22 protein-coding genes and 2 pseudogenes are annotated in these 24,687 nt (G+C 32.2%); 15 read left to right on the plus strand and 9 right to left on the minus strand.

Translation table 11 applies throughout. The features are described 5' to 3' along the window. Positions 1–34 precede the first annotated feature (34 nt). The gene (gene ligA, locus FNW38_RS06000) at positions 35–2,038 is read left to right on the plus strand and encodes an NAD-dependent DNA ligase LigA (RefSeq protein ID WP_143386540.1); all 2,004 of its coding nucleotides are present in this window, start codon (positions 35–37) and stop codon (positions 2,036–2,038) included. Further along, complete coding sequence (locus tag FNW38_RS06005) at positions 2,028–2,717, plus strand: lysoplasmalogenase family protein (protein WP_143386539.1); 690 nt, start codon at positions 2,028–2,030, stop codon at positions 2,715–2,717. The genes ligA and FNW38_RS06005 overlap by 11 nt, the downstream gene beginning before the upstream one ends. On the opposite strand, the pseudogene FNW38_RS06010 reads toward FNW38_RS06005, so the two are convergent. Together FNW38_RS06010 and FNW38_RS06015 are read right to left on the minus strand one after the other, a co-directional pair. Further along, positions 2,707–3,618, minus strand: a pseudogene (locus tag FNW38_RS06010) (bifunctional metallophosphatase/5'-nucleotidase). The gene FNW38_RS06005 and the pseudogene FNW38_RS06010 sit on opposite strands and share 11 nt — an antisense overlap. Before the next feature lie 121 nt (positions 3,619–3,739). Further along, a pseudogene (locus FNW38_RS06015) lies at positions 3,740–4,520 on the minus strand (5'-nucleotidase C-terminal domain-containing protein). A 47-nt stretch (positions 4,521–4,567) separates the two neighbouring features. Between FNW38_RS06015 and FNW38_RS06020 the strand changes: the two are divergent. From FNW38_RS06020 to FNW38_RS06080, 13 genes are all read left to right on the plus strand, one after another. Continuing rightward, positions 4,568–5,086 (plus strand): DUF6913 domain-containing protein, encoded by a 519-nt coding sequence (locus FNW38_RS06020; protein ID WP_143386538.1) that lies wholly within the window; start codon positions 4,568–4,570, stop codon positions 5,084–5,086. A gap of 6 nt (positions 5,087–5,092) precedes the next feature. Continuing rightward, positions 5,093–5,980, plus strand: coding sequence for a 4-hydroxy-tetrahydrodipicolinate synthase (gene dapA / locus FNW38_RS06025; protein ID WP_143386537.1), 888 nt, complete (start codon positions 5,093–5,095; stop codon positions 5,978–5,980). A 132-nt stretch (positions 5,981–6,112) separates the two neighbouring features. Further along, entirely contained in the window at positions 6,113–6,907 is a 795-nt protein-coding gene (locus FNW38_RS06030) for an outer membrane protein assembly factor BamD (protein WP_143386536.1), read from the plus strand. Between the two features lie 8 nt (positions 6,908–6,915). After that, entirely contained in the window at positions 6,916–7,233 is a 318-nt protein-coding gene (locus FNW38_RS06035) for a DNA-directed RNA polymerase subunit omega (protein WP_035671643.1), read from the plus strand. 8 nt (positions 7,234–7,241) lie between these two features. Continuing rightward, on the plus strand, positions 7,242–8,480 hold the full coding sequence (gene coaBC / locus FNW38_RS06040) for a bifunctional phosphopantothenoylcysteine decarboxylase/phosphopantothenate--cysteine ligase CoaBC (protein ID WP_143386535.1): 1,239 nt from the start codon (positions 7,242–7,244) through the stop codon (positions 8,478–8,480). Positions 8,481–8,553: 73 nt separating this feature from the next. Beyond that, positions 8,554–9,438, plus strand: coding sequence for a type IX secretion system protein PorD (porD, locus tag FNW38_RS06045; RefSeq protein ID WP_143386534.1), 885 nt, complete (start codon positions 8,554–8,556; stop codon positions 9,436–9,438). 55 nt (positions 9,439–9,493) lie between these two features. Then, entirely contained in the window at positions 9,494–11,146 is a 1,653-nt protein-coding gene (gene recN, locus FNW38_RS06050) for a DNA repair protein RecN (protein ID WP_143386533.1), read from the plus strand. 91 nt (positions 11,147–11,237) lie between these two features. Next, positions 11,238–12,428 (plus strand): enoyl-ACP reductase FabV, encoded by a 1,191-nt coding sequence (gene fabV / locus FNW38_RS06055; RefSeq protein ID WP_143386532.1) that lies wholly within the window; start codon positions 11,238–11,240, stop codon positions 12,426–12,428. A 119-nt stretch (positions 12,429–12,547) separates the two neighbouring features. After that, complete coding sequence (locus FNW38_RS06060; RefSeq protein ID WP_185963095.1) at positions 12,548–13,357, plus strand: enoyl-ACP reductase FabI; 810 nt, start codon at positions 12,548–12,550, stop codon at positions 13,355–13,357. 120 nt (positions 13,358–13,477) lie between these two features. After that, positions 13,478–14,476, plus strand: coding sequence for a glycosyltransferase (locus FNW38_RS06065; protein WP_143386530.1), 999 nt, complete (start codon positions 13,478–13,480; stop codon positions 14,474–14,476). Position 14,477: 1 nt separating this feature from the next. Continuing rightward, positions 14,478–15,074, plus strand: a complete 597-nt coding sequence (gene coaE, locus FNW38_RS06070) for a dephospho-CoA kinase (RefSeq protein ID WP_143386529.1) — start codon at positions 14,478–14,480, stop codon at positions 15,072–15,074. Positions 15,075–15,133: 59 nt separating this feature from the next. Then, complete coding sequence (locus FNW38_RS06075; protein ID WP_143386528.1) at positions 15,134–16,717, plus strand: sensor histidine kinase; 1,584 nt, start codon at positions 15,134–15,136, stop codon at positions 16,715–16,717. A 3-nt stretch (positions 16,718–16,720) separates the two neighbouring features. After that, on the plus strand, positions 16,721–17,434 hold the full coding sequence (locus FNW38_RS06080; RefSeq protein ID WP_143386527.1) for a response regulator transcription factor: 714 nt from the start codon (positions 16,721–16,723) through the stop codon (positions 17,432–17,434). 361 nt (positions 17,435–17,795) lie between these two features. On the opposite strand, the gene FNW38_RS06085 is transcribed toward FNW38_RS06080, so the two are convergent. From FNW38_RS06085 to FNW38_RS06115, 7 genes are all read right to left on the minus strand, one after another. Then, a complete protein-coding gene (locus FNW38_RS06085) occupies positions 17,796–18,536 on the minus strand; it encodes an acyl-[acyl-carrier-protein] thioesterase (protein WP_143386526.1) in 741 nt (246 codons plus the stop codon). 322 nt (positions 18,537–18,858) lie between these two features. Next, the gene (gene miaA, locus FNW38_RS06090; RefSeq protein WP_143386525.1) at positions 18,859–19,779 is read right to left on the minus strand and encodes a tRNA (adenosine(37)-N6)-dimethylallyltransferase MiaA; all 921 of its coding nucleotides are present in this window, start codon (positions 19,777–19,779) and stop codon (positions 18,859–18,861) included. A 160-nt stretch (positions 19,780–19,939) separates the two neighbouring features. Next, positions 19,940–20,770, minus strand: coding sequence for an ion transporter (locus FNW38_RS06095; RefSeq protein ID WP_143386524.1), 831 nt, complete (start codon positions 20,768–20,770; stop codon positions 19,940–19,942). Positions 20,771–20,797: 27 nt separating this feature from the next. Continuing rightward, the gene (locus FNW38_RS06100) at positions 20,798–22,159 is read right to left on the minus strand and encodes an exonuclease domain-containing protein (RefSeq protein ID WP_143386523.1); all 1,362 of its coding nucleotides are present in this window, start codon (positions 22,157–22,159) and stop codon (positions 20,798–20,800) included. A 162-nt stretch (positions 22,160–22,321) separates the two neighbouring features. Next, positions 22,322–22,690 carry a four helix bundle protein gene (locus tag FNW38_RS06105; protein WP_143386522.1) on the minus strand — a complete coding sequence of 123 codons (369 nt, stop codon included), beginning with the start codon at positions 22,688–22,690 and terminating at the stop codon, positions 22,322–22,324. A gap of 36 nt (positions 22,691–22,726) precedes the next feature. Next, positions 22,727–23,395: a YggS family pyridoxal phosphate-dependent enzyme gene (locus FNW38_RS06110; protein ID WP_143386521.1), complete on the minus strand. Its 669-nt coding sequence runs from the start codon at positions 23,393–23,395 to the stop codon at positions 22,727–22,729. A gap of 37 nt (positions 23,396–23,432) precedes the next feature. Further along, positions 23,433–24,653, minus strand: coding sequence for a DUF1015 domain-containing protein (locus tag FNW38_RS06115; RefSeq protein ID WP_143386650.1), 1,221 nt, complete (start codon positions 24,651–24,653; stop codon positions 23,433–23,435). Positions 24,654–24,687: the final 34 nt, after the last annotated feature.

Consider the following 24,687-nt stretch of genomic DNA (forward strand, 5'->3'; position numbering starts at 1 on the left):
TTTCAAAAACTAAAATAGCCAATTTTTATTTTCTATGGACATTCAAAATACGATTCAAACTTTAAGAGAGGAATTAAATCAACACAATTACAATTATTATGTGTTGGATAAACCAATAATTTCTGATTATGAATTTGATTTGAAATTAAAACAACTTCAAGACTTAGAAAATAAATTTCCAGAATACTTTGATGAAAATTCACCTACGCAACGAGTAGGAGGTACGATTACAAAAAACTTCCAAACTGTTCCTCACGTACATCGAATGTATTCTCTTGATAATTCCTATTCCAAAGAAGAATTAATAGATTGGGAAAAGCGTCTTCAAAAAGTTTTAGGAAATGTTCCATTAGAATATACTTGTGAGTTAAAATATGATGGTGCATCAATCAGTATTACCTACGAAAACGGAAAATTAAAACGAGCGATAACTCGTGGCGATGGTTTTCAAGGAGATGATGTGACTAATAATATCAAAACTATAAAATCAATTCCGTTAAAGTTAAAAGGAAATTTCCCCGATAAATTTGATGTGCGTGGTGAAATTATTTTACCTTTTGCCGGTTTCGAAAAAATGAATCAGGATTTAATCGAAATTGGTGAATTACCATATTCAAATCCTAGAAATACAGCTTCTGGAAGTTTGAAATTGCAAGACAGTGCCGAAGTTGCAAAAAGGCCACTAGATTGTTTGTTGTATTTTTTAATTGGAAATAATCTGCCTTTCAAATCTCAATTTGAAGGATTAGAAACGGCTAGACAATGGGGATTTAAAGCGCCTAAAGAAGCAAAACTAGCTCATAATTTGGAAGAAGTTTTTCAATACATCGATTATTGGGACACTCATAGACATAATCTTCCTTATGAAACGGATGGCGTAGTGGTAAAAGTAAATTCTTTTCATTATCAGGATGAATTGGGTTTTACAGCCAAATCTCCCCGTTGGGCAATTGCCTATAAATTCAAATCAGAACAAGTTTCAACAAAATTAAATTCCATATCCTATCAAGTAGGAAGAACTGGGGCAATCACGCCAGTGGCAAATTTAGAGCCGGTGCAATTGGCAGGAACCATAGTGAAACGTGCTTCTTTACACAATGCTGATCAAATTGAGAAACTGGATATTCGTGTAGGAGATACCGTTTTTGTAGAAAAAGGAGGGGAGATAATCCCTAAGATTATTGCCGTTGATTTGAGCAAGCGCCCAGAAAATACGCAGTCTACAAAATACATCACACATTGTCCGGAATGCAATACTGAGTTAGTGCGAAGTGAAGGCGAAGCGAATCATTATTGTCCGAATTTTTATGGTTGTCCTCCACAGATTATCGGAAGGATTCAGCATTATATTTCTCGAAAAGCGATGGATATTGAAGGTCTTGGTGGAGAAACTGTAGCGTTACTTTTCAATAATGGATTGGTTCATAATTATGCCGATTTATATGAATTGACCGTAAAGCAAATTCTTCCTTTGGAAAGAATGGCTCAAAAATCTGCTGAAAATTTGGTGAAAGGGGTAGAAAATTCAAAAAATATTCCTTTCGAACGCGTTTTGTTCGCCATTGGAATCCGATATGTGGGAGAAACTGTAGCTAAGAAATTAGCGAAGCATTATAAAAACATTGACGCATTGAGTCAGGCGACATTGATGGATTTGATTTTGGTGGATGAAATTGGAGACCGAATTGCACAAAGTGTGATTGACTTTTTCGAAAATCAAGAAAATAGAATGATTATTGAAAGATTAAAAAAACATGGCGTACAATTTGAAATTATTGAAAAAATAAACCCAAATGCCACCGATAAACTTTCTGGAAAAACTTTTGTAGTTTCGGGTGTTTTTGAGAAATTTTCTAGAGACGATTTGAAAAAAGCTATTGAAGACAACGGGGGGAAAGTGGGAAGTTCTATTTCTGCCAAAACAGATTATGTTGTTGCCGGAGATAATATGGGACCAGCCAAACTAGAAAAAGCCAATAAACTAAATATCCCGATAATTTCTGAAGATGATTTTATGAAACTGACAAATGAAAGCTAATACACCTTCTCTTATACTTTATTTTTCCGCCTGCATATTGACTATTTTATTTAATTTGCTAGGGCAGGAATCATTAGTGCTTTATGCAAAATCTATTGTTGTACCCTCAATCTTTATTTATTATTTAACCACAAATAATTACAAAATTGATTTAATTAAAGCCGGAATTTTTCTCTTTTCTTTTATAGGAGATGTTTTTATTTTGATGAACTATAATGATTCAGAAACCGGTTCTGTACTGAGTTTTTTAATTGTCTATATACTATTGATAGTTCATCTTTTTCAAGGCTTAAAAAAAATAAAGTTTGATAAAATAGATATTTTATCATTGCTGATTGTAATCATTGTGATGGTTGTTTTATCGACTACAATTTTGAGTTTGCAATTGGAGAAAATGAAAACAGATTTTTCAATTATTATAATTTATAGTATTGTATTAAGCATGTTGATTTGTATATCTGTTGTAAATTACGTTGCAAAAGGCACTTTTGCTTTTCTAAATTTACTGCTGATGTCCGTTTGTTTATTGCTTTCTGATATTTTTTATGTGCTGAATGGATTTTATTTATCACTTTCCGTTTTTAGTCTGATCGAAATGACCTGTCAGGTGTTTTCTTATTTTTTCATGGTCAATTACTTTATTGAAAATGACAAGTCTTTAAGAAAAATTAAACAATAATTGATGTTCCTTTAGATGCATGCTGTTTATTGTTATCCAAATAAAAATCAATTCGACCCAAATTAATTCCGTAACAACCCACTTGATTTACCAAAACGTCTTTACCAACAAGATTTTTTGCAACGGTTGGTTTGTCAAGAAAAGTATGCGTATGACCACCTATTATTAAGTCAATATCTTGGGTCAGTTCCACTAGTTTTAAATCACAAATTTTATTAGGCTCATCTTTGTATTTATAACCTAAATGTGACAAACAAATTACTAAATCACACTGCTGTTCTTTTTTTAAAATCCGAACCATATCTTGCGCCGCCTCAACAGGATTATTGTAAACAGTCTCTTTGTACATCGCTTTATCCACCAATCCATCGAGTTCAATCCCAAGACCAAAAACACCAACTTTAATGCCGTTTTTATTAAATATTTTATACGGTTTTACAAAACCATCCATCACCGTATTTTTAAAATCGTAGTTTGCTGATAGAAATTCGAACTTGGTGTAAGGCATTTGCGCATACAAACCTGCTACGCCGTTATCAAAATCATGATTTCCTATTGTGGAGGCATCATAGTGCATCATGCTCATCAATTTGAATTCTAATGCCCCGCCATAATAATTAAAATACGGCGTTTCCTGAAAAATATCACCGGCATCAAGCAGTAATACATTTGGATTTTCTTTTCTGATTGATTCTATAAGAGCCGCTCTTCATACAACGCCGCCCATATTAGGATTTCTAGGATGATCAGCTGGAAAAGGATCAATATAACTATGTACATCATTCGTATGTAGAATCGTCAAGTGTTTTACCTCCGGAGATGTAAAGCTGGTCAAGGGCAATCCTAGGCTCAATAAAGCGGTACTTGCAGCGGTTTTTTCAATAAAATCTCTTCTTTTCATTTTTTTTGGAGCTATTTACTTCGTCAGTTCGCTTCCATCAGGGCTAGGGCTATATATTTATGAAACTATTTTCTAGTTGTTTAAAACTGAATACTGCGACTGAACACGGAACACTTATTTTCTATTCAACAGTAATTTTGATATCATTTACAACAGGAATTGTATCGACTTCTTTAAAATAATCAATTAGAATATTTCGTAATTTATAATCTAAAACATATTTCTGAACGCCTTTTTTAAAGAAATTCATATTGTCACCACCATTGGATAAATAATCATTGGTACCCACATAATAAATTTTGTCTTTTTCAATTGGCTTTCCTTGAACTAAGATGTTCTTGGCTGCATTATTTTTGTCAATTGTAAAGGTTATACAGGATAAAGGATGTGGTTTTTTTTCAGCAATAAAATAATCAACTAATTCAAAAACTTGTTCTCCTTATTATAGCAATAACAACCATACTGTTTTCAAAAGGCATAATTTCAAAAGCAGTTCTGCTCGTAACATTTCCTTTTGGAAGAATAGAACGGATGCCTCCATGATTCAGTAAACAGATATCGATATTCTTTTTTTCTCTTGCATTAATAATTAAATTGCCTCGCATCAAGGTAACATCGGCAAGTAAATTACCAATAGTAGTCTGCCATTTACCGGAACTTTTATCTAATGTTACCGGACAATACGCCAAAACGCTGTCTAAATCTTTATTAATGTGTTCGCGGTATGGTTTAATAAAGTTTTCAATTTGAGGAACTTGGTTTTCCTTTTCAGTAATTGGGATTCTTTTACCTTCTATCTTCGTAACGTAATAATTTTGTTTACTACAGGAAGTAATAAAAATAAATGTTAAGAATATAACAAAAAGTTTTAAAACATCGTTATACTTTTTTAGATTTACCATTTCAAATGCGACTTAATTAATTAATTTTGTAATCAAGTAAAAGTAATATGTTTTTAAATTACATAAAGGATTTTTCTGTAAAAAAAATATTAAAAAACAGCTTGCATAATGTTAAAAGCAGTTCGCTTTCAACTTCGATACAAACTGTTGGGTTACTTATAGACGCCAGTTATTTTTCGAAAAAAGAGGCCTTGATTAAGGAGTTAATAGCAAACGGAATTTCAGCAAACAATATTAAAGTTATTGTTTACAAAGACAAATTTAAAAAAAGCGATGCACGTACTCATACTGCTTTTGGAGCAAAACATCTCAATTGGAAAGGGGAGATTACAGATCCACAGGTAAATGATTTTGTTAACGAGAAGTTTGATTTGCTAATTAGTTATTATGATGTTGAAAAAGCAATTTTAATGGTTGTTACCCACAATTCAAAAGCACAATTTAAAGTTGGATTTTCATCAATAGACAAAAGATTAAATCACTTGATGATTAACACCAATACTGAAAATTTTAAAGTTTTCACTCACGAATTATTTAGATATTTAAAAATATTAAACAAATTATAATCCAATATGCAATCATTAATAGGAACAGGTGTTGCCCTTGTAACACCATTTAACGAGGATTTTTCAATTGATACTGAAGCATTAAAAAGAATTGTAAATTTCTCAATTGATAATGGAATTGAATATCTTGTAGTGCTTGGTACAACTGCTGAAAATGCAACATTGTCTCAAGACGAAAAAGAATTAGTTATCAAGACGGTAATAGAAATTAATAATGGAAGATTGCCATTGGTATTAGGCGTTGGCGGTAATAATACAATGAAAGTTGTAGAAGAGCTTAAAACTAGAGATTTATCACAATTTGTGGCTATACTTTCGGTTTCACCTTATTATAATAAACCTACTCAGGAAGGGATTTACCAACACTTTAAAGCTGTTGCTGAAGCCTCTCCGATTCCTGTTATTTTGTATAATGTTCCCGGAAGAACGGCAAGTAATATATTGCCTTCAACTGTTTTGCGTTTAGCAAATGATTTCGAAAATGTGGTTGCTATTAAGGAAGCGGCTGGAGATATTGTTCAAGCGATGCAAATATTGAAAAACAAACCAAAAGATTTTCTTGTGATTTCTGGCGATGATATGATTGCTTTGCCAATGGTTTTGGCAGGTGGATCTGGCGTTATATCCGTAATTGGACAAGGTTTTCCAAAAGAATTTTCTGAAATGATCCGATTGGGTTTAAATAGAAAAGTGGAGGAAGCATTCAAAACGCAATACCTTTTATCGGATGGTATCGATATGATTTTTGAGCAGGGAAATCCTGCAGGAATCAAACAAGTGTTTCTATCACTGGGAATCGCTGAAAATACAGTTCGTTTACCATTGATAAAAGTAGATGAATCATTGGCTAACAGAATTGGCCAATTTGTTGAAAAAATCAATAAACAAGCGTAAAAAGCAGTGTCTTTTTTTATGCAAAAATATATTTTGTAGTAGCTAAATTAATAACTAAATTTGCCACCGAAACTTCGGTATGATTTTCTGTATATTGAACACAACACAGAAATTGTAAAAAAAAGTAAAAAAATGAAAAAAATAATATCTCTATTGCTTCTCGTTACTCTTTTTTGTTCTTGTAACGAATATCAAAAAGCATTAAAAACCGAAGATATTGCTGTAAAATTTGAAATGGCTACTAAATTGTACGATGCAGGTAAATATTCAAAAGCGATTCGTATTTTTGAACAAATTGCTCCGGCGTACAGAGGGAAACCTCAAGCGGAAAAATTGTTTTACATGTTTGCACAGTCATATTACAAAACCAAGCAATATTATTTAGCTGGGTATCAATTTGAAAGTTTTGTTTCGGGTTATCCAAAAAGCGAGAAAATTCAAGAAGCAGCTTATTTAGGTGCAAAAAGCTATTCCATGTTATCACCGGTTTACAGCTTAGATCAGGCAGATACAGTGAAAGCGATAGATAAATTACAGACATTTATTGATACGTATCCTAACTCGGAATATTTGATAGAAGCAAATGTAACTGTAAAAGCGCTAAGTGAAAAAATAGAGAAAAAGGTATATGAAAATGCAAAAGGATATAATACTATTTCAGATTTTAAATCAGCGATAGTTGCTTTTGATAATTTTATAGCTGATTATCCTGGAACAACATTCAAGGAAGATGCGTTGTTTTATAAATATGATTCGGCTTATCAACTGGCAATCAATAGTGTTCCTGCAAAAATGCAAGAACGATTAAATGTTGCAGTAGTGGCACATTCAAATTTGATTAAATTTGATGCTAATACCAAATACAAAAAGAAAGCAGACGAAATGTTCGCTAGAATTGAAAAAGATTTACAAAAATTTACTAAATAAATAAAGTCATGGATTTAAAAAAGACGAATGCTCCGGTAAATACAATAACGTACAACAAGAATGTTATTGAAGAACCTACTGGGAACGTGTATGAAGCGATAACCATTATGGCTAAAAGAGCAAACCAAATCAATTCTGAAATCAAAAAAGAATTGACTGAGAAATTGGAAGAATTTGCTACATATAATGACAGTCTTGAAGAAGTTTTTGAAAATAAAGAACAAATTGAGGTTTCAAAATTTTACGAAAAATTGCCTAAGCCTCATGCTTTAGCAGTTCAAGAATGGTTAGATGGTAAAATTTACCACAGAGATTCAAATAAGTAATAGTAGTAATGTCAGTTTTAATCGGTAAGAAAATTTTACTAGGTATTTCTGGTGGAATTGCAGCCTATAAAACAGCTTCATTAGTACGACTTTTCATAAAAGCAGGTGCACATGTCCAAGTGATAATGACACCTGCTTCTAAGGATTTTATAACTCCATTAACGTTATCTACGTTATCTAAAAATCCTGTATATTCCAGCTTTTACAATCAGGACGACAACCCGGGCGAACTGGCGAAGCAAAACGAAAGATGGAATAATCATGTTGAATTAGCACTTTGGGCTGATGTAATGGTTATTGCTCCTGCTACTGCTAATACCTTGTCAAAAATGGCAAATGGTACTTGTGATAATCTTTTGATTGCAGCATATTTATCGGCAAAATGTCCAGTTTATTATGCGCCTGCAATGGATTTGGATATGTATAAGCATCCCTCCACCATTGCTAATTTTTTCTCTCTGACTCAATTTGGTGACACCATAATTCCTGCTGAAAGTGGAGAATTGGCAAGTGGACTTTCAGGAGAAGGAAGAATGGCTGAACCCGAACACATTGTTGCCTTTATAGAAGCTGATTTAGAAAGCAGATTGCCATTAAAAGGAAGAAAAATATTAATTACTGCCGGTCCCACATACGAAGCGATAGATCCTGTACGTTTTATAGGAAATCATTCTTCGGGAAAAATGGGTTTTGATATTGCCTCAAGTGCTGCAAATCTGGGTGCTTCAGTACTATTAGTTACTGGTCCTACACATTGTAAAGCAACCCATCCATTGATAAGAGTGATTCCTGTGGTTTCTGCTCAGGAAATGTATGATGCCTGTCATCTTTATTATGCTGATGTAGATGTTGCAATTGCAGCTGCTGCAGTTGCGGATTATAAGCCTAAGAATGTAGCTTCGCAAAAGATAAAAAAGAATGCTGATGATTTCACTATTGAATTGGAGAAAACAAAAGATATTTTAGCTTCTTTAGGTCAAAGTAAAAAAAATCAGTTTTTAATTGGTTTTGCTTTGGAAACAGAAAATGAAATTGAAAATGCTAAGTTGAAAATTCAGAAAAAAAACTTAGATTTGATAGTTCTAAATTCTTTGCAGGATAAAGGAGCTGGTTTTGGAAAGGCAACAAATAAAGTTACTTTTATAGATAAGTTTTTTACTATCGAAGCCATGGAATTGAAATCGAAAGAAGCAGTTGCTGATGATATACTAAATAAAGTAATTGCGCACTTTTATGAAATGAGCTAGCGGATTGCAATTCAAACGGCAATGATGGTGAGTGATTTACATATGACCCATAAGAAACAATAGAAAGCTACAGATGAATAAAATAATTACTTTTCTTTTACTACTGACTTTTGGGCTTTCGCAAGCGCAACAGTTAAATTGTACTGTGACAGTAAATGCACAAAAATTAAGTAATGCAAATCAGCAAGTTTTCAAGACGCTGGAAACATCGATAAGTGAATTTGTAAACAAAACGGATTGGACAGGGCAGACTTTCAAGCAAAACGAAAAGATTAATTGCTCGATGTACATTACCGTTTCATCGAATAGCGCAGACCAATTTACAGCCACTATTCAGGTACAATCATCAAGACCAGTTTTTAATTCCTCCTATGCATCTCCTGTATTAAATTATAATGACAAAGACTTTAGTTTTAGATATACTGAGTTTGAAAATTTAATTTTTAATCCAACTACTTTCGATTCTAATTTAGTTTCGGTAATAGCGTTTTACAGTTATGTGATTTTAGGAATGGATTCGGATACTTTTGTTTTGGAATCTGGAAATCCAAATTTTGAAATAGCCCAAAATATTTCCAATGTTGCGCAACAAGGAGGTTCTAAAGGATGGGGGCAAACGGATGGAAATCAAAATCGATATTTTTTGATAAACGATATTTTATCCCCGGCATTTAAACAAGTCAGACAAACCATGTATGACTATCATACCGGATTAGACCTGATGAGTCAGGATTTAAAAGCCTCTAAAGAAAAAATAAAAGGGTCGTTAATTAATCTGGCAAAATTAAATGCTTCAAGACCTAATGCCTTTTTAACGCGTGTTTTTTTTGATGCCAAATCAGATGAAATAGTTTCTATATTTTCTGGCGGACCAAGTATCACTATATCAGATTTAGTCGATAATCTGAATAAAATTTCTCCTTTGAATTCAAGTAAATGGGTGCTGATAAAATATTAATTGGGCTTCAATTTTTAGTTTAATCCTTAGCTCCTCATCACAAAACAATATATAAATGATAACGTCACTTTCGATAAAAAACTATGCTTTAATAGAAAAATTGACTATCGATTTTTCAAAAGGTTTTTCAACAATTACAGGAGAAACAGGTGCTGGTAAATCAATAATTTTAGGAGCATTGGGACTGGTTTTAGGAAAAAGAGCCGACTTAACTTCTTTAAAGAATAAAGAAGAAAAGTGTATTATTGAAGCTCATTTTGAAATTTCAAAGTATAATTTGTTACCATTTTTTGATGCCAATGATTTGGATTATGAAAATGAAACTATAATTAGACGTGAAATTCTGCCTTCAGGGAAATCCAGGGCTTTTATCAATGACAGTCCTGTAAATCTTCAGGAACTTCAGGAATTGAGTTTGTTCTTAATTGATATTCATTCGCAACAGCAAACCCAAGAGCTTTCGGATGAAAACGTTCAATTCGATATTATAGATGCCATTGCCAATAATAAAGAGACGATTCTGGATTACCAATCGCTTTTGAAAAGTTATAAATCGGATAAATCCAAATTGAATTCGTTACTGAAAAGACAAAGCGAATCTAAGAAAGAACAGGAATACAATACTTTTTTATTGGATGAATTAGTTGCGGCTCAATTAAAATCAGGTGAGCAAGAAATTCTTGAAGCTGATTTTGAGAAGTTGAACAATGTGGAGATTATTAAAGAATCTATCGATAAAGGGTTGGCTATTGCCAATGAAGAACAGATTGGCGTGATGAATAATTTGAAAGAAATTAAAATTTCATTACAAAAAATCGCTCCTTTTTCAGCTGAATATCATTCTTTATTGGAAAGAATTACAAGCGTAACGATTGAGTTTGATGATATTTCGGATGAGATGAATCGCTGTTCAGAAAAACTAGTTAATGATCCGGAGCAATTGGATTTAATTAGTCAAAAGTTGCAGGTTATTTTTAATTTGCAAAAGAAGCATCAGGTTACTACGGTGGATGAATTACTTGAAATCCAAGCTAACTTAGAAAATTCAGTTTTAGAATTAGGAAATATAAAAGAAGAAATCCTAACATTGACGCATTCGATCGAACAAAAAACAATTACGTTAGATGCAATGTCGGCTATAATTCATAATAATAGATTCCAATCTATTCCGGTTTTATCTCAAAAGTTGATTGCGATTTTAGAAACTTTGGGAATGCCTAATGTCCGTTTCAAAATCGACATTAATGCTACCGAAACGTATTTTCAAAATGGGAAAGATGAACTTCAGTTTTTATTTTCTGCCAATAAAGGAACTGATTTTGGCTTATTGAAAAAAGTGGCTTCTGGTGGAGAAATGTCCAGAATTATGCTGGCTGTTAAGGCAATATTAGCACAATATTCAAAATTACCAACACTAATTTTTGATGAAATTGACACCGGTGTTTCCGGAGAGATTGCAATCAGAATGGGAGAAATCATGAAAGAAATGAGCCAGGAGATGCAAATTTTTGCCATCACCCATTTACCTCAAATCGCTGCAAAAGGAAATGCACATTTCAAAGTATTTAAATCAACTGTTGGTGAGGATACGCAATCTGAATTAAAGTTATTAAACGAGGAAGATCGAGTAGTGGAAATTGCACAAATGTTATCAGGAACTATCGTTTCTGAATCAGCCTTAAATCACGCAAAAGCCTTGTTGAACTAATATTTTGCTTTATATTTGCTCCCTTTTAGGAAGTATTTTGCGAAAGCTTAAAAACAATTATACAAAAAATTAAATTAAAGAATAACCAAATATGATTATAGAACCTAGAATGAGAGGATTTATTTGTACGACATCTCACCCAAAAGGATGCGAACAAAATGTTAAAAATCAGATAGAATATATAAAATCAAAAGGAAATATTAATGGGGCTAAAAAAGTCTTAGTAATTGGAGCTTCAACTGGTTTTGGGTTGGCTTCCAGAATTACAAGTGCTTTTGGTTCTGATGCAGCAACGATTGGTGTTTTTTTTGAAAAAGCACCTTCTGAAGGAAAAACGGCTTCACCAGGTTGGTATAATTCTGCAGCTTTCGAAAATGAAGCTCATAAAGCAGGTTTGTATGCTAAAAGTATCAATGGAGATGCATTTTCTAATGAAATAAAAAAACAAACATTAGATCTTATCAAAGCTGATTTAGGCCAAGTGGATTTAGTTATTTATAGTTTAGCTTCTCCTGTTCGTGTTCATCCGGTTACGGGTGTTATGCATCGTTCTGTTTTGAAACCAATTGGAAGTACTTTTACGAACAAAACTGTTGATTTCCATTCTGGTAAAGTTTCCGAAATTTCTATTGAACCATGTAGTGGTGATGATATTGAAAATACAATTGCTGTAATGGGTGGTGAAGATTGGGGTATGTGGATTGACGCTTTAAAAGCAGAAAATTTATTGGCACCTGGAGCTACTACTGTTGCTTATTCTTATATTGGACCATCATTGACTGAGGCAGTTTATAGAAAAGGAACAATAGGTCGTGCCAAAGATCATCTTGAAGCAACTGCATTTGCGATCACTGACGGTTTAGCTGACATTGGTGGAAAAGCATTTGTTTCTGTAAATAAAGCATTGGTAACACAAGCAAGTTCTGCGATTCCTGTTATTCCATTGTATATTTCTTTATTGTACAGAATAATGAAAGAAGAAGGAATTCATGAAGGTTGTATTGAGCAAATTCAACGTTTATACCAAGAAAGATTATATACCGGATATGAAGTTCCTGTAGATGAAAAAGGAAGAATTCGTATCGACGATTTAGAAATGCGTCCTGATGTTCAAGAAAAAGTAGCTAAATTGTGGATTGAGGCTGTTACTGAAAATTTATCTGAAATAAGTGATTTAGAAGGATACAGAAAAGATTTTCACAATCTATTTGGCTTTGAAGTAGGTGGAGTAGATTATAAAGAAGATACAAACGAAGTAGTAAACATCGAAAGTATTGGGTAATCCTATTTACTAAATTAAATATTTAGTTTCCGTAATGCATCTTAATTTCACAATGGTTTTATTCATTTCGAAATTAAGGTGCATTATTTTTTTATAAAAAACAGACTTAAATTAATTGTATTATGTATAACTTACTAAAAGGAAAAAGAGGAATTATTTTTGGAGCATTGGATGAAAATTCTATTGCTTGGAAAACAGCTGAACGTGTTCATGAAGAAGGTGGGACTTTCGTGTTGTCTAATGCTCCGGCTTCAATACGAATGGGAACCATTGATTTGCTTGCGCAAAAAACAGGTTCTCAAATTATACCTGCTGATGCAACTTCCGTAGCTGATTTAGAAAATTTGGTGGATCAAGCTATGGAAATACTTGGAGGTAAAATTGATTTTGTTTTGCACTCTATCGGAATGTCTGTAAATGTTAGAAAAGGAAATCATTATACCAATCAAAATTACGATTATACTGAGAAAGGCTGGAATGTATCGGCGGTTTCCTTTCATAAAGTAATGCAGGTTTTGTACAAAAAAGATGCCATGAACGAGTGGGGAAGTATTGTTGCTTTATCTTATATGGCGGCGCAACGTGTGTTTCCTGATTATAATGATATGGCAGATAATAAAGCATATTTGGAATCTATAGCCCGTAGTTTTGGTTATTTCTTTGGAAGAGATAAAAAAGTAAGAGTTAATACCATTTCGCAATCTCCGACAGCCACAACTGCGGGTCAAGGCGTAAAAGGTTTTGGAGGTTTTATAAATTTTTCCGAAAAAATGTCGCCTTTGGGAAATGCATCTGCCTTAGATTGTGCTAATTATACGATAACACTGTTTTCTGATTTGACCAGAAAAGTAACCTTGCAAAATTTATTACACGATGGTGGATTCTCAAATATGGGAGTAAGTCAGGAGGTAATGGAAATGTTTGAATAAAAAACAAAAGTATTTATATAACCATCAATTAATAGTTGATGGTTTTTTTATGGATAAAGATTATATTTGTTAAAATTATTGGAGTCTAAAAATACACCTTTTAATACCACATTCAAATTTATGTTATTTTCCCTAATTATTCCAGTTTACAATCGTCCAGAAGAAGTTGACGAGCTTTTAGAAAGTTTGTCACAATCGGATTATAATCAAGAGTTTGAAGTTGTAATAGTTGAAGATGGATCTTCATTACCCTGTGAAGAGGTGGTACATAAATATGATGATAAATTAAAGATATCCTATTATTACAAGGAAAATTCTGGTCCCGGAGATTCCAGGAATTACGGGATGAAAAAAGCAAAAGGAGATTGCTTTATTATTTTTGACTCCGATTGTATTATTCCAAAGGAGTATTTAACAGAAGTTGACAAAGCTTTAAAACAAAATTATGTAGATTGTTTTGGTGGTCCTGATAAAGCTTTAGATAGTTTTTCGGATATACAAAAAGCAATCAATTTTGCAATGACTTCTTTTCTTACCACTGGCGGAATTAGAGGCGGTTCAGAAAAAATTGATAAGTTTCAGCCTAGAAGTTTTAATATGGGATTGTCTCGTAAAGCTTTTGAAGCGTCCAAAGGTTTTGGTAATATTCATCCTGGGGAAGATCCAGATTTATCGATTCGTTTATGGAATTTAGGCTTTGAGACTAAACTTTTTCCTAAAGCATTTGTATATCACAAGAGAAGAATTGATTGGGATAAGTTTTCGATTCAGGTGAATAAGTTTGGTAAAGCGAGACCCATTCTTAACAGTTGGTATCCACAATACAATAAACTTACTTTTTTCTTTCCTTCTGTTTTTATAATAGGATTTTTTACATCCTTACTATTATTGGTTTTCAATTTTGATCAGCTGCTTCAGTTGTATTTTGTTTATTTTTTGGTATTATTTTTGGTGTCTACGTATCAGAACAAGAGTGTTAAAATTGGGTATTTATCATTAATAGCCGTTTGGAAACAATTTTATGGTTACGGAATAGGATTTTTAGAATCATTTATAAAAATCATCATTCTGAAGCAAAAACCTCAAGAGGCTTTTCCCGAGTTATTTTTCAAAAATTAGTATGACAAAAATAATTGGTTTAACAGGCGGGATCGGAAGTGGAAAAACAACCATTGCAAATTATTTTCAATCATTTGGTATTCCTGTTTACATCGCAGATGACGAAGCCAGAAAAATTATGCAATCTTCAGAAATTATAGATGCAATTAAAAAGGTATTTGGAAATTCTGTTTTTGAAAATGATGTATTGAGTAGGGAAAAACTGGCTGAGATCGTATTCAATGGCCCTGAAAAATTAGAAGAACTAAATAAAATTATTCACCCTGCCGTAAAAAGACATTTTGATCAATGGCTTTTGCAACATGCAGCAGCACCATATATTATTTATGAAGCTGCCATTTTATTTGAAAGCGGAAATTATAAAAGGTGTGATTTAATTATAACTGTCACAACACCAGTAGAATCAAGAATTCAAAGGGTTTTAGAAAGAGATAAGACTACACGCGAACTTGTTTTAAAACGAATAAACGCACAATGGACTGATGAACAACGCATCTCAAAAAGCGATTTTGTCATAGAAAATACTTCAATTGAAGCGGCAAAATTAGAAGTTGTTAAAATTCTTAAAATTTTAAAGATTAAACAAAACGAGTCTTAGATGTTAATGTTTGGTTAATGTATTATTTAATATATTGTTAAAATACTAATTTTGTCTCGATGAATAAACTTTTTTTTAGATTGCTCGTATTGTTGATGAGTTTGTCCCTGATAGGAATAATTCTTGTTCAGGTATATTGGTTTAATACCTCATTTAAAAACAATGATGAACAATTCAAATTTCATGTCAAGCAGGTTATTGGCAATGTAGCCGATAAATTGCAACAACAGGAAGCATACAGTTTTTATGATAAATACAATCATTATAAAGACAGTACTGGAAAGATTCCAAAAAAGAATGATTTATTAGAATTTTATTACGTTCAAAAGAATCCCAGAACGAATAAAACCATAATATATTCAAATAGTATCATATCTGAAGATTACAATATATCTTCAACGTTCTTTGATAAAAAATTTGACAATGAAAGGTTTAAGAGTTTTAATTCTAAACGTGTTACCGAAGTTTATAACAATAACAATATAGATAATTCAGGTGTTCAACAAAGTTTAATACCAGATGTTAGGATTGAAAAATCCGGAAATTTAGATGTTTTAGATAATGCGCAATTTGAAATTTTCTTTAAAGATATTGCATCCGCAATGCCTCTTGAAGAAAGAGTTTCAAAAGAATTATTACGTAAATTGATAAAAAAAGAACTAGAGGAATATGGTGTAAATACAAAATTTGAATTTGGCATATACAGCAATAATTTGGCTACTAAAATAAAATCGGATGATTTTAAATATGATAAAGAAGCCACGTATTCGATTCCAATATTTAATGATAATGAAGGAAATAGTAAATACCAATTATTGGTTACTTTTCCTCATAAAAAGAAATTCTTGTTATCTGAACTCGTTAGTATAACCGTACTTTCGATCATATTTACGCTTATTATTATTATTGCTTATTCAAGTGCATTGAACCAATTGATTCGTCAACGTCACATATCAGAAATAAAAACAGATTTCATCAACAATATGACGCATGAGTTTAAAACTCCTATAGCAACTATTAATTTGGCTTTGGACGCAATAAAGAATCCAAAAATAATTGATGATAAGGAAAAGGTTTTTAGATACCTTCAAATGATTAGAGATGAAAATAAACGAATGCACGCGCAAGTTGAAAATGTTTTAAGAATCTCTAAACTGGAGAAAAAAGAATTAGACATTAATAAAGATTCTAATAACATTCACGATGTTATTAATGATGCTATCGAGCATGTGAATTTGATTTTAGAAGACAGACAAGGAACAATTACAAGTCATTTTGACGCCAATAGAACTACTGTATTAATAAATGATGTGCATTTTACGAATGTGCTTGTTAATATTTTAGAAAATGCAATAAAATATTCCCCAAATGTTCCGGAGATTGATGTTTTTACCGAAAATGTTAAAGACATGGTTATTATTAAAGTAAAGGATAATGGTCTAGGAATGAGTAAAGTGGCTCAAAAAAGAATTTTTGAAAAATTTTATAGAGAACATACAGGAGATATACATAATGTTAAAGGCCACGGACTAGGTTTAGCGTATGTAAAAAGAATAGTTGAAGACCATAACGGTCAAGTTTATGTAGAAAGTGAAAAGGGAAAAGGCAGTACCTTCATAATAAAATTACCATTAATAAATTAGAACATGGAAAATGTAAATAAAAAAATACTTTTAGTTGAAGATGACCTTAATTTTGGTGCAGTACTAAAAGATTATTTAATGCTAAATGATTTTGATGTCACTTTAGCGAAAAATGGGATGGAAGGATTTGAAAAGTTCAAAAAAGATACTTATGATTTATGTATTCTGGATGTAATGATGCCATATAAAGATGGTTATACCCTAGCTAAAGAAATCAGAGAAAAGAATAATGAAGTGCCAATTATTTTCTTGACAGCAAAATCGATGAAAGAAGATGTGTTGAAAGGATATAAAGCAGGTGCTGATGATTATCTGAACAAGCCTTTTGATTCAGAAGTATTGTTGATGAAAATCAAAGCCATTATTCAAAGAAAATCTTCTGATATAAAAGCAGAGCAAGTACAATTTGAATTTAATATTGGTAAATTCCATTTGAATTCTAAACTTCGTTTTCTAACATATGATAATGAAGAACCAATAAAATTGTCTCCAAAAGAGAATGAATTATTGAAAATGTTGATTCTTCACGAAAATGATTTAATGCCAAGAGAATTGGCCTTGACAAAAATATGGAGAGATGATAACTATTTTACTTCGAGAAGTATGGATGTGTATATCGCTAAGCTGAGAAAATATTTGAAACTGGATGAAGATGTTGAAATCTTAAACATTCACGGCGAAGGTTTTAGATTAGTTGTAAAAAATAAAGTAGCATAAAAAAGAGCTTCCTTTGGCTTACCCGTCTGGACACAAATATTCAGACGAAATTTTAGCCACGAATTTCACTAATTTACTCGAATTAATTCGAGTAAATTAGTGAAATTCGTGGCTGTCTTTTTTATAATATCATAAAATCGGTGTAAATCTTTTCAATCTGTGTTATTTGTGTCCTTTTTAAACTTGTGTCCAGACGATAGCTTCCTTTGGTCGCTTTTTTTCTTTGGGAAATGTGGGTTTTTATTTCAAAATGCTTTTCACTTCAAATGAAATTCTGAACACCAAATAAAAATATTAACTTAGTGAAGTAATCAGGGTTATTCGTATCGGTTAACATCATCCATAATTTGAAGATAATTATTTATTTCCAATTCAATTGTAAAGCGAAGCTGGTTTTATCTTCTTTTGTAATACTAAATATAGTTTCACTTTCAGAAATATTTTCATGAATGATTACTTTATCTTTTAAAGACAATTCTTTAAGGAAATTCATTTCAAAACTTTTAACTGCTTGATTCAGAATTAATTTTTCGTCAACCAAATCCAAACACCATTCCAGGTATTTTACATTATTGACATGATTTACAATATCTAAATCCGACAAGAACACGTTTTTTTCAAAAACTATCTCTTTTTCATGATTGAAATTAATCTTAGAAAATCCTTCCTGAGTAGCTCTTTTTTCTGGATATAATTCAAAATGTTCAAACGGTAAAGCCAATCCTTCCGGTCTGCGGGTTTTCGTGTTGAAAACGGCCCAAAAAGTCTCAGAACCTACAATTTTTTCTCCATTCACATGCATTTGTAAAGCACGTACCGAACGGGAATTTTCTAGCGAATTGATCCACGTTTTCACGGTTACAAGATCTCCCCATTTTGGTAATTTAGTAATTTCAACACGCATTCTGCTCAAAACCCAAGCCTGATTGAATTCCTGCATATCCAAAAAACTAATCCCGCCAATTTCCGAATGTGCCGCTGCTGTTAACTGCAAAATATTACACAAGTCAGTGTATTTTAAAAATCCATTTGGTGCGCATTGAGTAAAATTGATTTCCCAGTCTTTGCTTAAAATGGAAGTGAAATTTGGAGCTATTGGCATATAAATAATTATGAATTATGAATTACGAATTTGTATTCTTAGATTTAGGATTTATTTTAAAATGAGGATAAAACAATTTAAAGTTTATTATTATAAAAATGAGTAGAATTACACCCAAAAAGACAAAGCTTTTAGTATCTAAATTTTTAAAATTTGGTTGTTCAATTTTAATTTGCAAAGCTATTGAATATGGAATTATCAAATATAAAGTAAAAATTAAAAATAAAACTTTACCAATTAGTTTTAGTGCTTTCATACCGATATGTCCTCTATGTGAATTATAATTTTTGGAAAACAGTCTAAAATTGTTTCCTAGTTTTTGTTAGCTTTTATTTTTTTTGATGTAATCTACAATAACTTCATAAGGAGTTTCAAAATCAAACCATTTTGTGTTTTCATTTCTCTTAAACCAAGTCAACTGTCGTTTAGAAAATCTTCGTGTGTTTTTCTTTATTTCTTCAATGGCGAATTCTAATGAAATTTCTCTGTCAAAATAACTAAATAATTCTCTATAACCCACGGTTTGTAAAGCATTCAATTCCTTGTTTGGAAATAATTTTTTCGCTTCAGCCAATAAACCGTCGTTCATCATGATGTCAACACGTTGATTGATACGGTTGTAAATTATCTTTCTGTCAGCTTCGAGACCTATTAAAATAGGAGTGAAGTTTCGAGTGTTTTGTTTCTGGTTTAAAAAAGAAGAATACGGTTTACCTGAACCCAAACATACTTCCACAAAACGCATCATTCGTTGTGGGTTTTGCAAAGTTTGAGGATTTTCGATTGACAAGCTTTTATAATAATCGGAATCTAGTGTTTCTAGTTTTTGTTGTAAATATCCAATCCCTAATTTTTCATAATTAGCTGTTATTTCTGAGCGGACTGCCGAGTCGATTTCAGGAAATTGATCAAAACCTTTTAAGATAGCATCGACATATAAACCAGAACCACCAACCAGAATCGCATAATCATTGGTCAAAAATAATTCATTGAGTTTGGCAATGGCTTCCTTCTCAAAATCACCAACGGTATAATTCTCGAATATGGATTTATTTTGGATGAAATGATGGGGTGCTGTTTCTAATTCTGCTTTGCTTGGCACAGCAGTTCCAATGGTCATTTCCTTAAAAAATTGTCGGCTGTCACAGGAAATAATGCCACATTTAAAATAATTAGCTAATACAATACTCAAGGAAGTTTTTCCTATAGCCGTAGGTCCGATAATAGTTATTAGGTATTTCATGTTTTTTAGCCCAGGTGGAAACGAAAACCCCGGAGTTATGAAAGTTCTTTTTTCGTGGTGTAAAAGAGCGACCAAAGGAAGCTCCTTTTATGCCTTAGAAAAACAACTTGAATAACGAGGAGTTGCAGTGTACAACTGGAATTAGCTTTAAATTAATAGATTATAAATCTGCACCACAATGATAGCAGTATTTTGCGTTATATTCATGTCCTTCGGTTCCACAACTAGGACATGGGTTGATTTTATCAGCTCTATTTTTTTTACGATTGTTGTTAGCAAATTCAGCGGTGACAATTCCCGTAGGTACTGCAATAATGCCGTAACCCATTATCATTACTACCGAGGCGATGGCTTGTCCCAGTGGAGTTATGGGTGAAATATCTCCGTATCCTACCGTTGTCAGCGTTACAATTGTCCAGTAAATACTGATAGGAATGCTGGTAAAACCACCCTCTTCTCCTTCAACGATATACATTACGGAGCCTATTATTATGCTGCTGATTAACATGAAATATATGAAAATAAGTATTTTCCCTCGACTGGCAATCAAGGCTTCTTTTAAATGAATGGATTGGCTAGAAAATTTCGGATGGTTTAAAATCTTAAATAACCGCAATAATCTAAGGGCTCGGATGACCGTTAAAACACTTGCTCCTACAAAAAAGAATGATAAATACATTGGTAAAATAGCTATCAAATCAATTATCCCGTAGAAACTGAAAATATATTTTATGGGTTTTTTTATGGAAATAATTCTAAGAATGTATTCTAAAGTAAAGAAAATCGTAATAATCCATTCCAATACAATAAGTTCATTGTGGTACTTTGTATCAAAACCTTTGACCGTTTCGAGCATAACTATGATGACACTCAACACAATAATTCCTAAAAGAATGAGGTCAAATAATCGTCCGGAAGCCGTATTTGTTCCGTAGATTACGACATTGGTTTTTTGTCTAAAACTGTCGAATTTTGATTTTATTCTTTGCATATTTGTTTAGGGACTAATAGAATGCGATTAAAATCTTATAATTTTTAGTGTTTTGCTTTTTCGAACATGGCCTTGAATAATATTACGTATATCGCGATTGTTTTGCATCGGTATTATAATATTTTTAAGGATTTCGATGTTGTTGATTTGATAATTTAAATCATAAAAAGCATATCCTTTATAAATTCCATTTTCTATCAAAACCGCACTGCGTTCGTTGATGGTTCTTCCTCTGTCTATAAGCACCATGTTTTGATTTTCGAAACTGTTTTTGTCTATAAAACCCTGAACTCTTGCGTTGTATTCTTCAGCAGAAATCTCTCCTATACAAGCACCGTCACACTCTTTTATATTGTATTGAAAACAATTTGTTTTTGAAACATACAAACCAGTTAACTTTTGACACAAATTATAATGGGAAGTAATTCTGAACAACGCATTTTTTCCTTCTTGCAGGGAAGTGAATGAGGTGATTTCTTTTTTTCTGCCATCCGCTTTCTGAAGTTTCAAATTAAGATATCCCTTTTCATCTTTTTCGGCATATAAAGCCAATTGGAAAATGCTTTTTCTTTGCGTCCGATTATGGATTGGTTTGTTGACTTTTATTTCTTCACTTTCTTTCAATAAAGCAATTAATTCGCTTCCGGTTTCATCATACGTTACTGTGAAAACTTCGGCTTGAATTTTTTTGCATTTAGCAGAAGTTCCCGTAAAATGTTGGTTGATACGTTTTTTGATGTTTCGGCTTTTGCCAATATAAATTAGATTCCCCTTTTCATTGTGAATGTAGTACGTACCAGTTTTGGCTGGTAAGCTTGCGACAATATCTAATAATTTTGGAGCAATTCCTTTTTCGATTTCTAACTTAATGAAATCTTTTACAATTTCTTTTTCTAAATCTTTCTCCAAAAGCATTTTGAATAATTTTACCGTTGCCATTGCATCGCCACTGGCTCTATGTCTGTCAGCCATTGGTATTCCAAGGGCACGAACCAGTTTTCCTAAACTATAGGATTGTTGTTCCGGGATTAATTTTTTGGATAATTCAACAGTACAAAGTGTTCTGGCTTCAAAATCATATCCTAATCGTCTGAATTCGGTTCTTAAGATTCTGTAATCAAAGGAAGCATTATGAGCGACAATGACACAATCATTAGTCATTTCGATAATGCGTTTCGCAACTTCAAAAAACTTGGGAGCAGAACGCAACATGGCATTATTAATCCCAGTCAGTTTCACTACAAAAGGCTGAATTGGGATTTCAGGATTAACCAAACTGATGAATTGATCTACAACCTCATGACCATCAAATTTATAGATGGCGATTTCGGTGATTCCTTCTTCGTTAAATTGTCCTCCAGTGGTTTCTATGTCGAGTATTGCGTACATTTTCAATATCAATATCAATATCAAAAATCAATGTCAATATCAATTTTTCAATTTCAATAAAAAAAAGCAACTTTAATTATCAATTTCTAATATGAATTTTTGATAATTGTAATTGAATTTTGTCATTGCTATTGCAATTGATTTTTTGCCATTGCCATTGATTTATTTGTTGTTAATTATCATTTTTGAAGCTATTGCGATAAGTTCTTCAACTTCTGTCAAAAGCCATTTTCTTTCTTTTGAATCTCCAGCCTTTATATAATCAATAATTTTTAAAGAGTTTCTGGATTCTTTCAATTCTTTAATAGACAATGAAACTTTGAAAATGAAATCTTTACTAGTTATTGTACCTTGTGTCTCACCATAATTAAGAGATGAACTACCGGAAGATCTGATAAGTTGGTTTTTATAATAATCAAGTTCATAAGATTTTTCTAATTTTCTAACGAAAAATATACATTCCCCGGCAAAACTAACCAAATGATCCTCAAAATTGTAAATTTTATCAAAATTAGGTTCGTTAACGTCCATCTTTGTTTCATTTTTTTATTGAAATTGCTATTGAATTTATCTTCCTCCAAAGATACTACTTCCTATTCGAACCATTGTACTTCCACACTCAATTGCGAGTTGATGATCGCCAGACATTCCCATTGATAACGTAGAGACGCACTGCAGTGCGTCTTTACTTGATGCATCTTTACGTAATCCATCAAAAATCGATTTCAAATGAGTGAATTCTTTTCTAATTTGGTCTTTATTATCCGTAAAAGTAGCCATTCCCATTAATCCAACGATTCGAATGTTTTTCATTTCCTGAAATTCATTTGAAGAAAGGAGAGAAGCGAGTTCTTCCTCGTCGAGACCAAATTTAGTTTCTTCTTCTGCTATATGTATTTGTAATAAACAATCGATAACTCTATTGTTTTTTTGTGCCTGTTTATTGATTTCTTGTAATAATTTCAAACTATCCACTCCATGAATCAAGTTCACAAATTGTGCCATAAATTTGACTTTATTTGTCTGAACGTGACCGATCATATGCCATTGAATGTCTTTGGGCATTTGTTCCCATTTCTCCGCCATTTCCTGGATTTTGTTTTCTCCAAAAATACGTTGACCGGCTTCATATGCTTCCATTAAATCAGCAACGGGTTTGGTTTTTGAAACCGCAACGAGGGTTACGTGTTCTGGTAAAGTAGATTTTATCGAAAGTAAATTTTTAGCTATTGACATTTTTTTAATCTTTTAATTTATTTTTTAAAATATGAAATCAAAGTTCATAAATTACTAAACCACTTCTGAACTTAGGTTCGATATAAGTACTTTTTGGAGGCATAATTAAATGGGCATCAGCCAAAGCTTTGATTTCTCCAATATTTGAAGGGAATAATATGAAACCTATTTCAAATTCTCCTTGGTCAATTTTATGTTTTACTTCTAATACGGATTGTTTTCCGGACACGTATTCAATGCGTTCGTCATTGCGTAAATCTTTGATGGCGAGTAGCGGCAAGAGTACTTTTTTATAAAGAATTTGCGTGTCTAAACTATCTAAGGCTGTATTGAAAAAAGCATTTTCTTTACGTAAAATTAAGCTATAAAATTCATTGTCAAGATACATTCCGAACTGATGTTTTTCAGCAGGTTTAAATGGCTGTTGGTGTTTATTTTCAATAATAAAATTCTTATTCAATTCTTTGATGAAATCCTCTTTTGAATAACCATTTAAATCTTTTATTAAACGATTGAATTCGTATATTTTGACGTTATTTTCGGAAATTAAATAACTTAATATATAATCTTTTGCAGCGTTTTCTGGATTTTCATTTTCCTCAGACAATAATTTTAAAGCTTCAGTGCGATGGTGACCATCTGCGATATAAAGACTTTCTGTTTTTGCAAATATATTCTGTAGCCAATCTATTTCTAAAGAATCTTCAATCTTCCACAAGTAATGTATTTCTTTTTCGGTAGTCGAAAATTCAAAATCGGCTAATTTTTGAGTACAATTAAAAATCCAATTTTCTATTGTTTTATTGTCGGGATACGTCATCAAAACTGGTTCTGTATTGAACTCTGAATATTTCATATAGTCTTTAAGCAATTTGACTCTAAAAGCTAAAATGTCTTCGTGTTTTTTTATGATATTGTTGCGATAGTCCTCTACACTTGTCCCAACAATAAGTCCTGTAAAAGAATGGGTTTTGGTTATAATTTTATGAATATAAATAGCAGGTTTTTTATCTTTGACTAAAATAATCTCATTTTTGAATTCCTGATATTTTTGATGTACCTGTCGGTATCTTTTTTCAAAAGAAACGGTTTCCTGATTGGTATAAGCAGGTTTTAGAATATGTAAAAAGGATAATGGATTAAAATCCAATTGCGCAGCCAGTTCAGCCGCTGAATATTCATCGTATGAACGACAAGTTACAAGACATACCTTATCACGAGTGGGACGAACTGCTTTGAAAGGAACTATTTTGGCCATAATTATGTCAAAAGTCAAAAGTCTTAAAGTCGAA

The organism is Flavobacterium gawalongense, from assembly GCF_007097265.1.
Lineage (GTDB): Bacteria > Bacteroidota > Bacteroidia > Flavobacteriales > Flavobacteriaceae > Flavobacterium > Flavobacterium gawalongense.

Bases quoted from the DNA above. Each gene is read 5' to 3' on its own strand.
- FNW38_RS06105 (WP_143386522.1), bottom strand. From the start codon at position 22,690: ATGGACGTTAACGAACCTAATTTTGATAAAATTTACAATTTTGAGGAT.
- FNW38_RS06085 (WP_143386526.1), bottom strand. From the start codon at position 18,536: ATGCCAATAGCTCCAAATTTCACTTCCATTTTAAGCAAAGACTGGGAA.
- FNW38_RS06110 (WP_143386521.1), bottom strand. From the start codon at position 23,395: ATGTCAATAGCTAAAAATTTACTTTCGATAAAATCTACTTTACCAGAA.
- dapA (WP_143386537.1), top strand. From the start codon at position 5,093: ATGCAATCATTAATAGGAACAGGTGTTGCCCTTGTAACACCATTTAAC.
- FNW38_RS06115 (WP_143386650.1), bottom strand. From the start codon at position 24,653: ATGGCCAAAATAGTTCCTTTCAAAGCAGTTCGTCCCACTCGTGATAAG.
- FNW38_RS06020 (WP_143386538.1), top strand. From the start codon at position 4,568: ATGTTTTTAAATTACATAAAGGATTTTTCTGTAAAAAAAATATTAAAA.
- FNW38_RS06005 (WP_143386539.1), top strand. From the start codon at position 2,028: ATGAAAGCTAATACACCTTCTCTTATACTTTATTTTTCCGCCTGCATA.
- fabV (WP_143386532.1), top strand. From the start codon at position 11,238: ATGATTATAGAACCTAGAATGAGAGGATTTATTTGTACGACATCTCAC.
- ligA (WP_143386540.1), top strand. From the start codon at position 35: ATGGACATTCAAAATACGATTCAAACTTTAAGAGAGGAATTAAATCAA.
- coaE (WP_143386529.1), top strand. From the start codon at position 14,478: ATGACAAAAATAATTGGTTTAACAGGCGGGATCGGAAGTGGAAAAACA.
- coaBC (WP_143386535.1), top strand. From the start codon at position 7,242: ATGTCAGTTTTAATCGGTAAGAAAATTTTACTAGGTATTTCTGGTGGA.
- FNW38_RS06065 (WP_143386530.1), top strand. From the start codon at position 13,478: ATGTTATTTTCCCTAATTATTCCAGTTTACAATCGTCCAGAAGAAGTT.
- FNW38_RS06035 (WP_035671643.1), top strand. From the start codon at position 6,916: ATGGATTTAAAAAAGACGAATGCTCCGGTAAATACAATAACGTACAAC.
- miaA (WP_143386525.1), bottom strand. From the start codon at position 19,779: ATGAAATACCTAATAACTATTATCGGACCTACGGCTATAGGAAAAACT.
- porD (WP_143386534.1), top strand. From the start codon at position 8,554: ATGAATAAAATAATTACTTTTCTTTTACTACTGACTTTTGGGCTTTCG.
- FNW38_RS06095 (WP_143386524.1), bottom strand. From the start codon at position 20,770: ATGCAAAGAATAAAATCAAAATTCGACAGTTTTAGACAAAAAACCAAT.
- recN (WP_143386533.1), top strand. From the start codon at position 9,494: ATGATAACGTCACTTTCGATAAAAAACTATGCTTTAATAGAAAAATTG.
- FNW38_RS06100 (WP_143386523.1), bottom strand. From the start codon at position 22,159: ATGTACGCAATACTCGACATAGAAACCACTGGAGGACAATTTAACGAA.
- FNW38_RS06030 (WP_143386536.1), top strand. From the start codon at position 6,113: ATGAAAAAAATAATATCTCTATTGCTTCTCGTTACTCTTTTTTGTTCT.
- FNW38_RS06080 (WP_143386527.1), top strand. From the start codon at position 16,721: ATGGAAAATGTAAATAAAAAAATACTTTTAGTTGAAGATGACCTTAAT.
- FNW38_RS06075 (WP_143386528.1), top strand. From the start codon at position 15,134: ATGAATAAACTTTTTTTTAGATTGCTCGTATTGTTGATGAGTTTGTCC.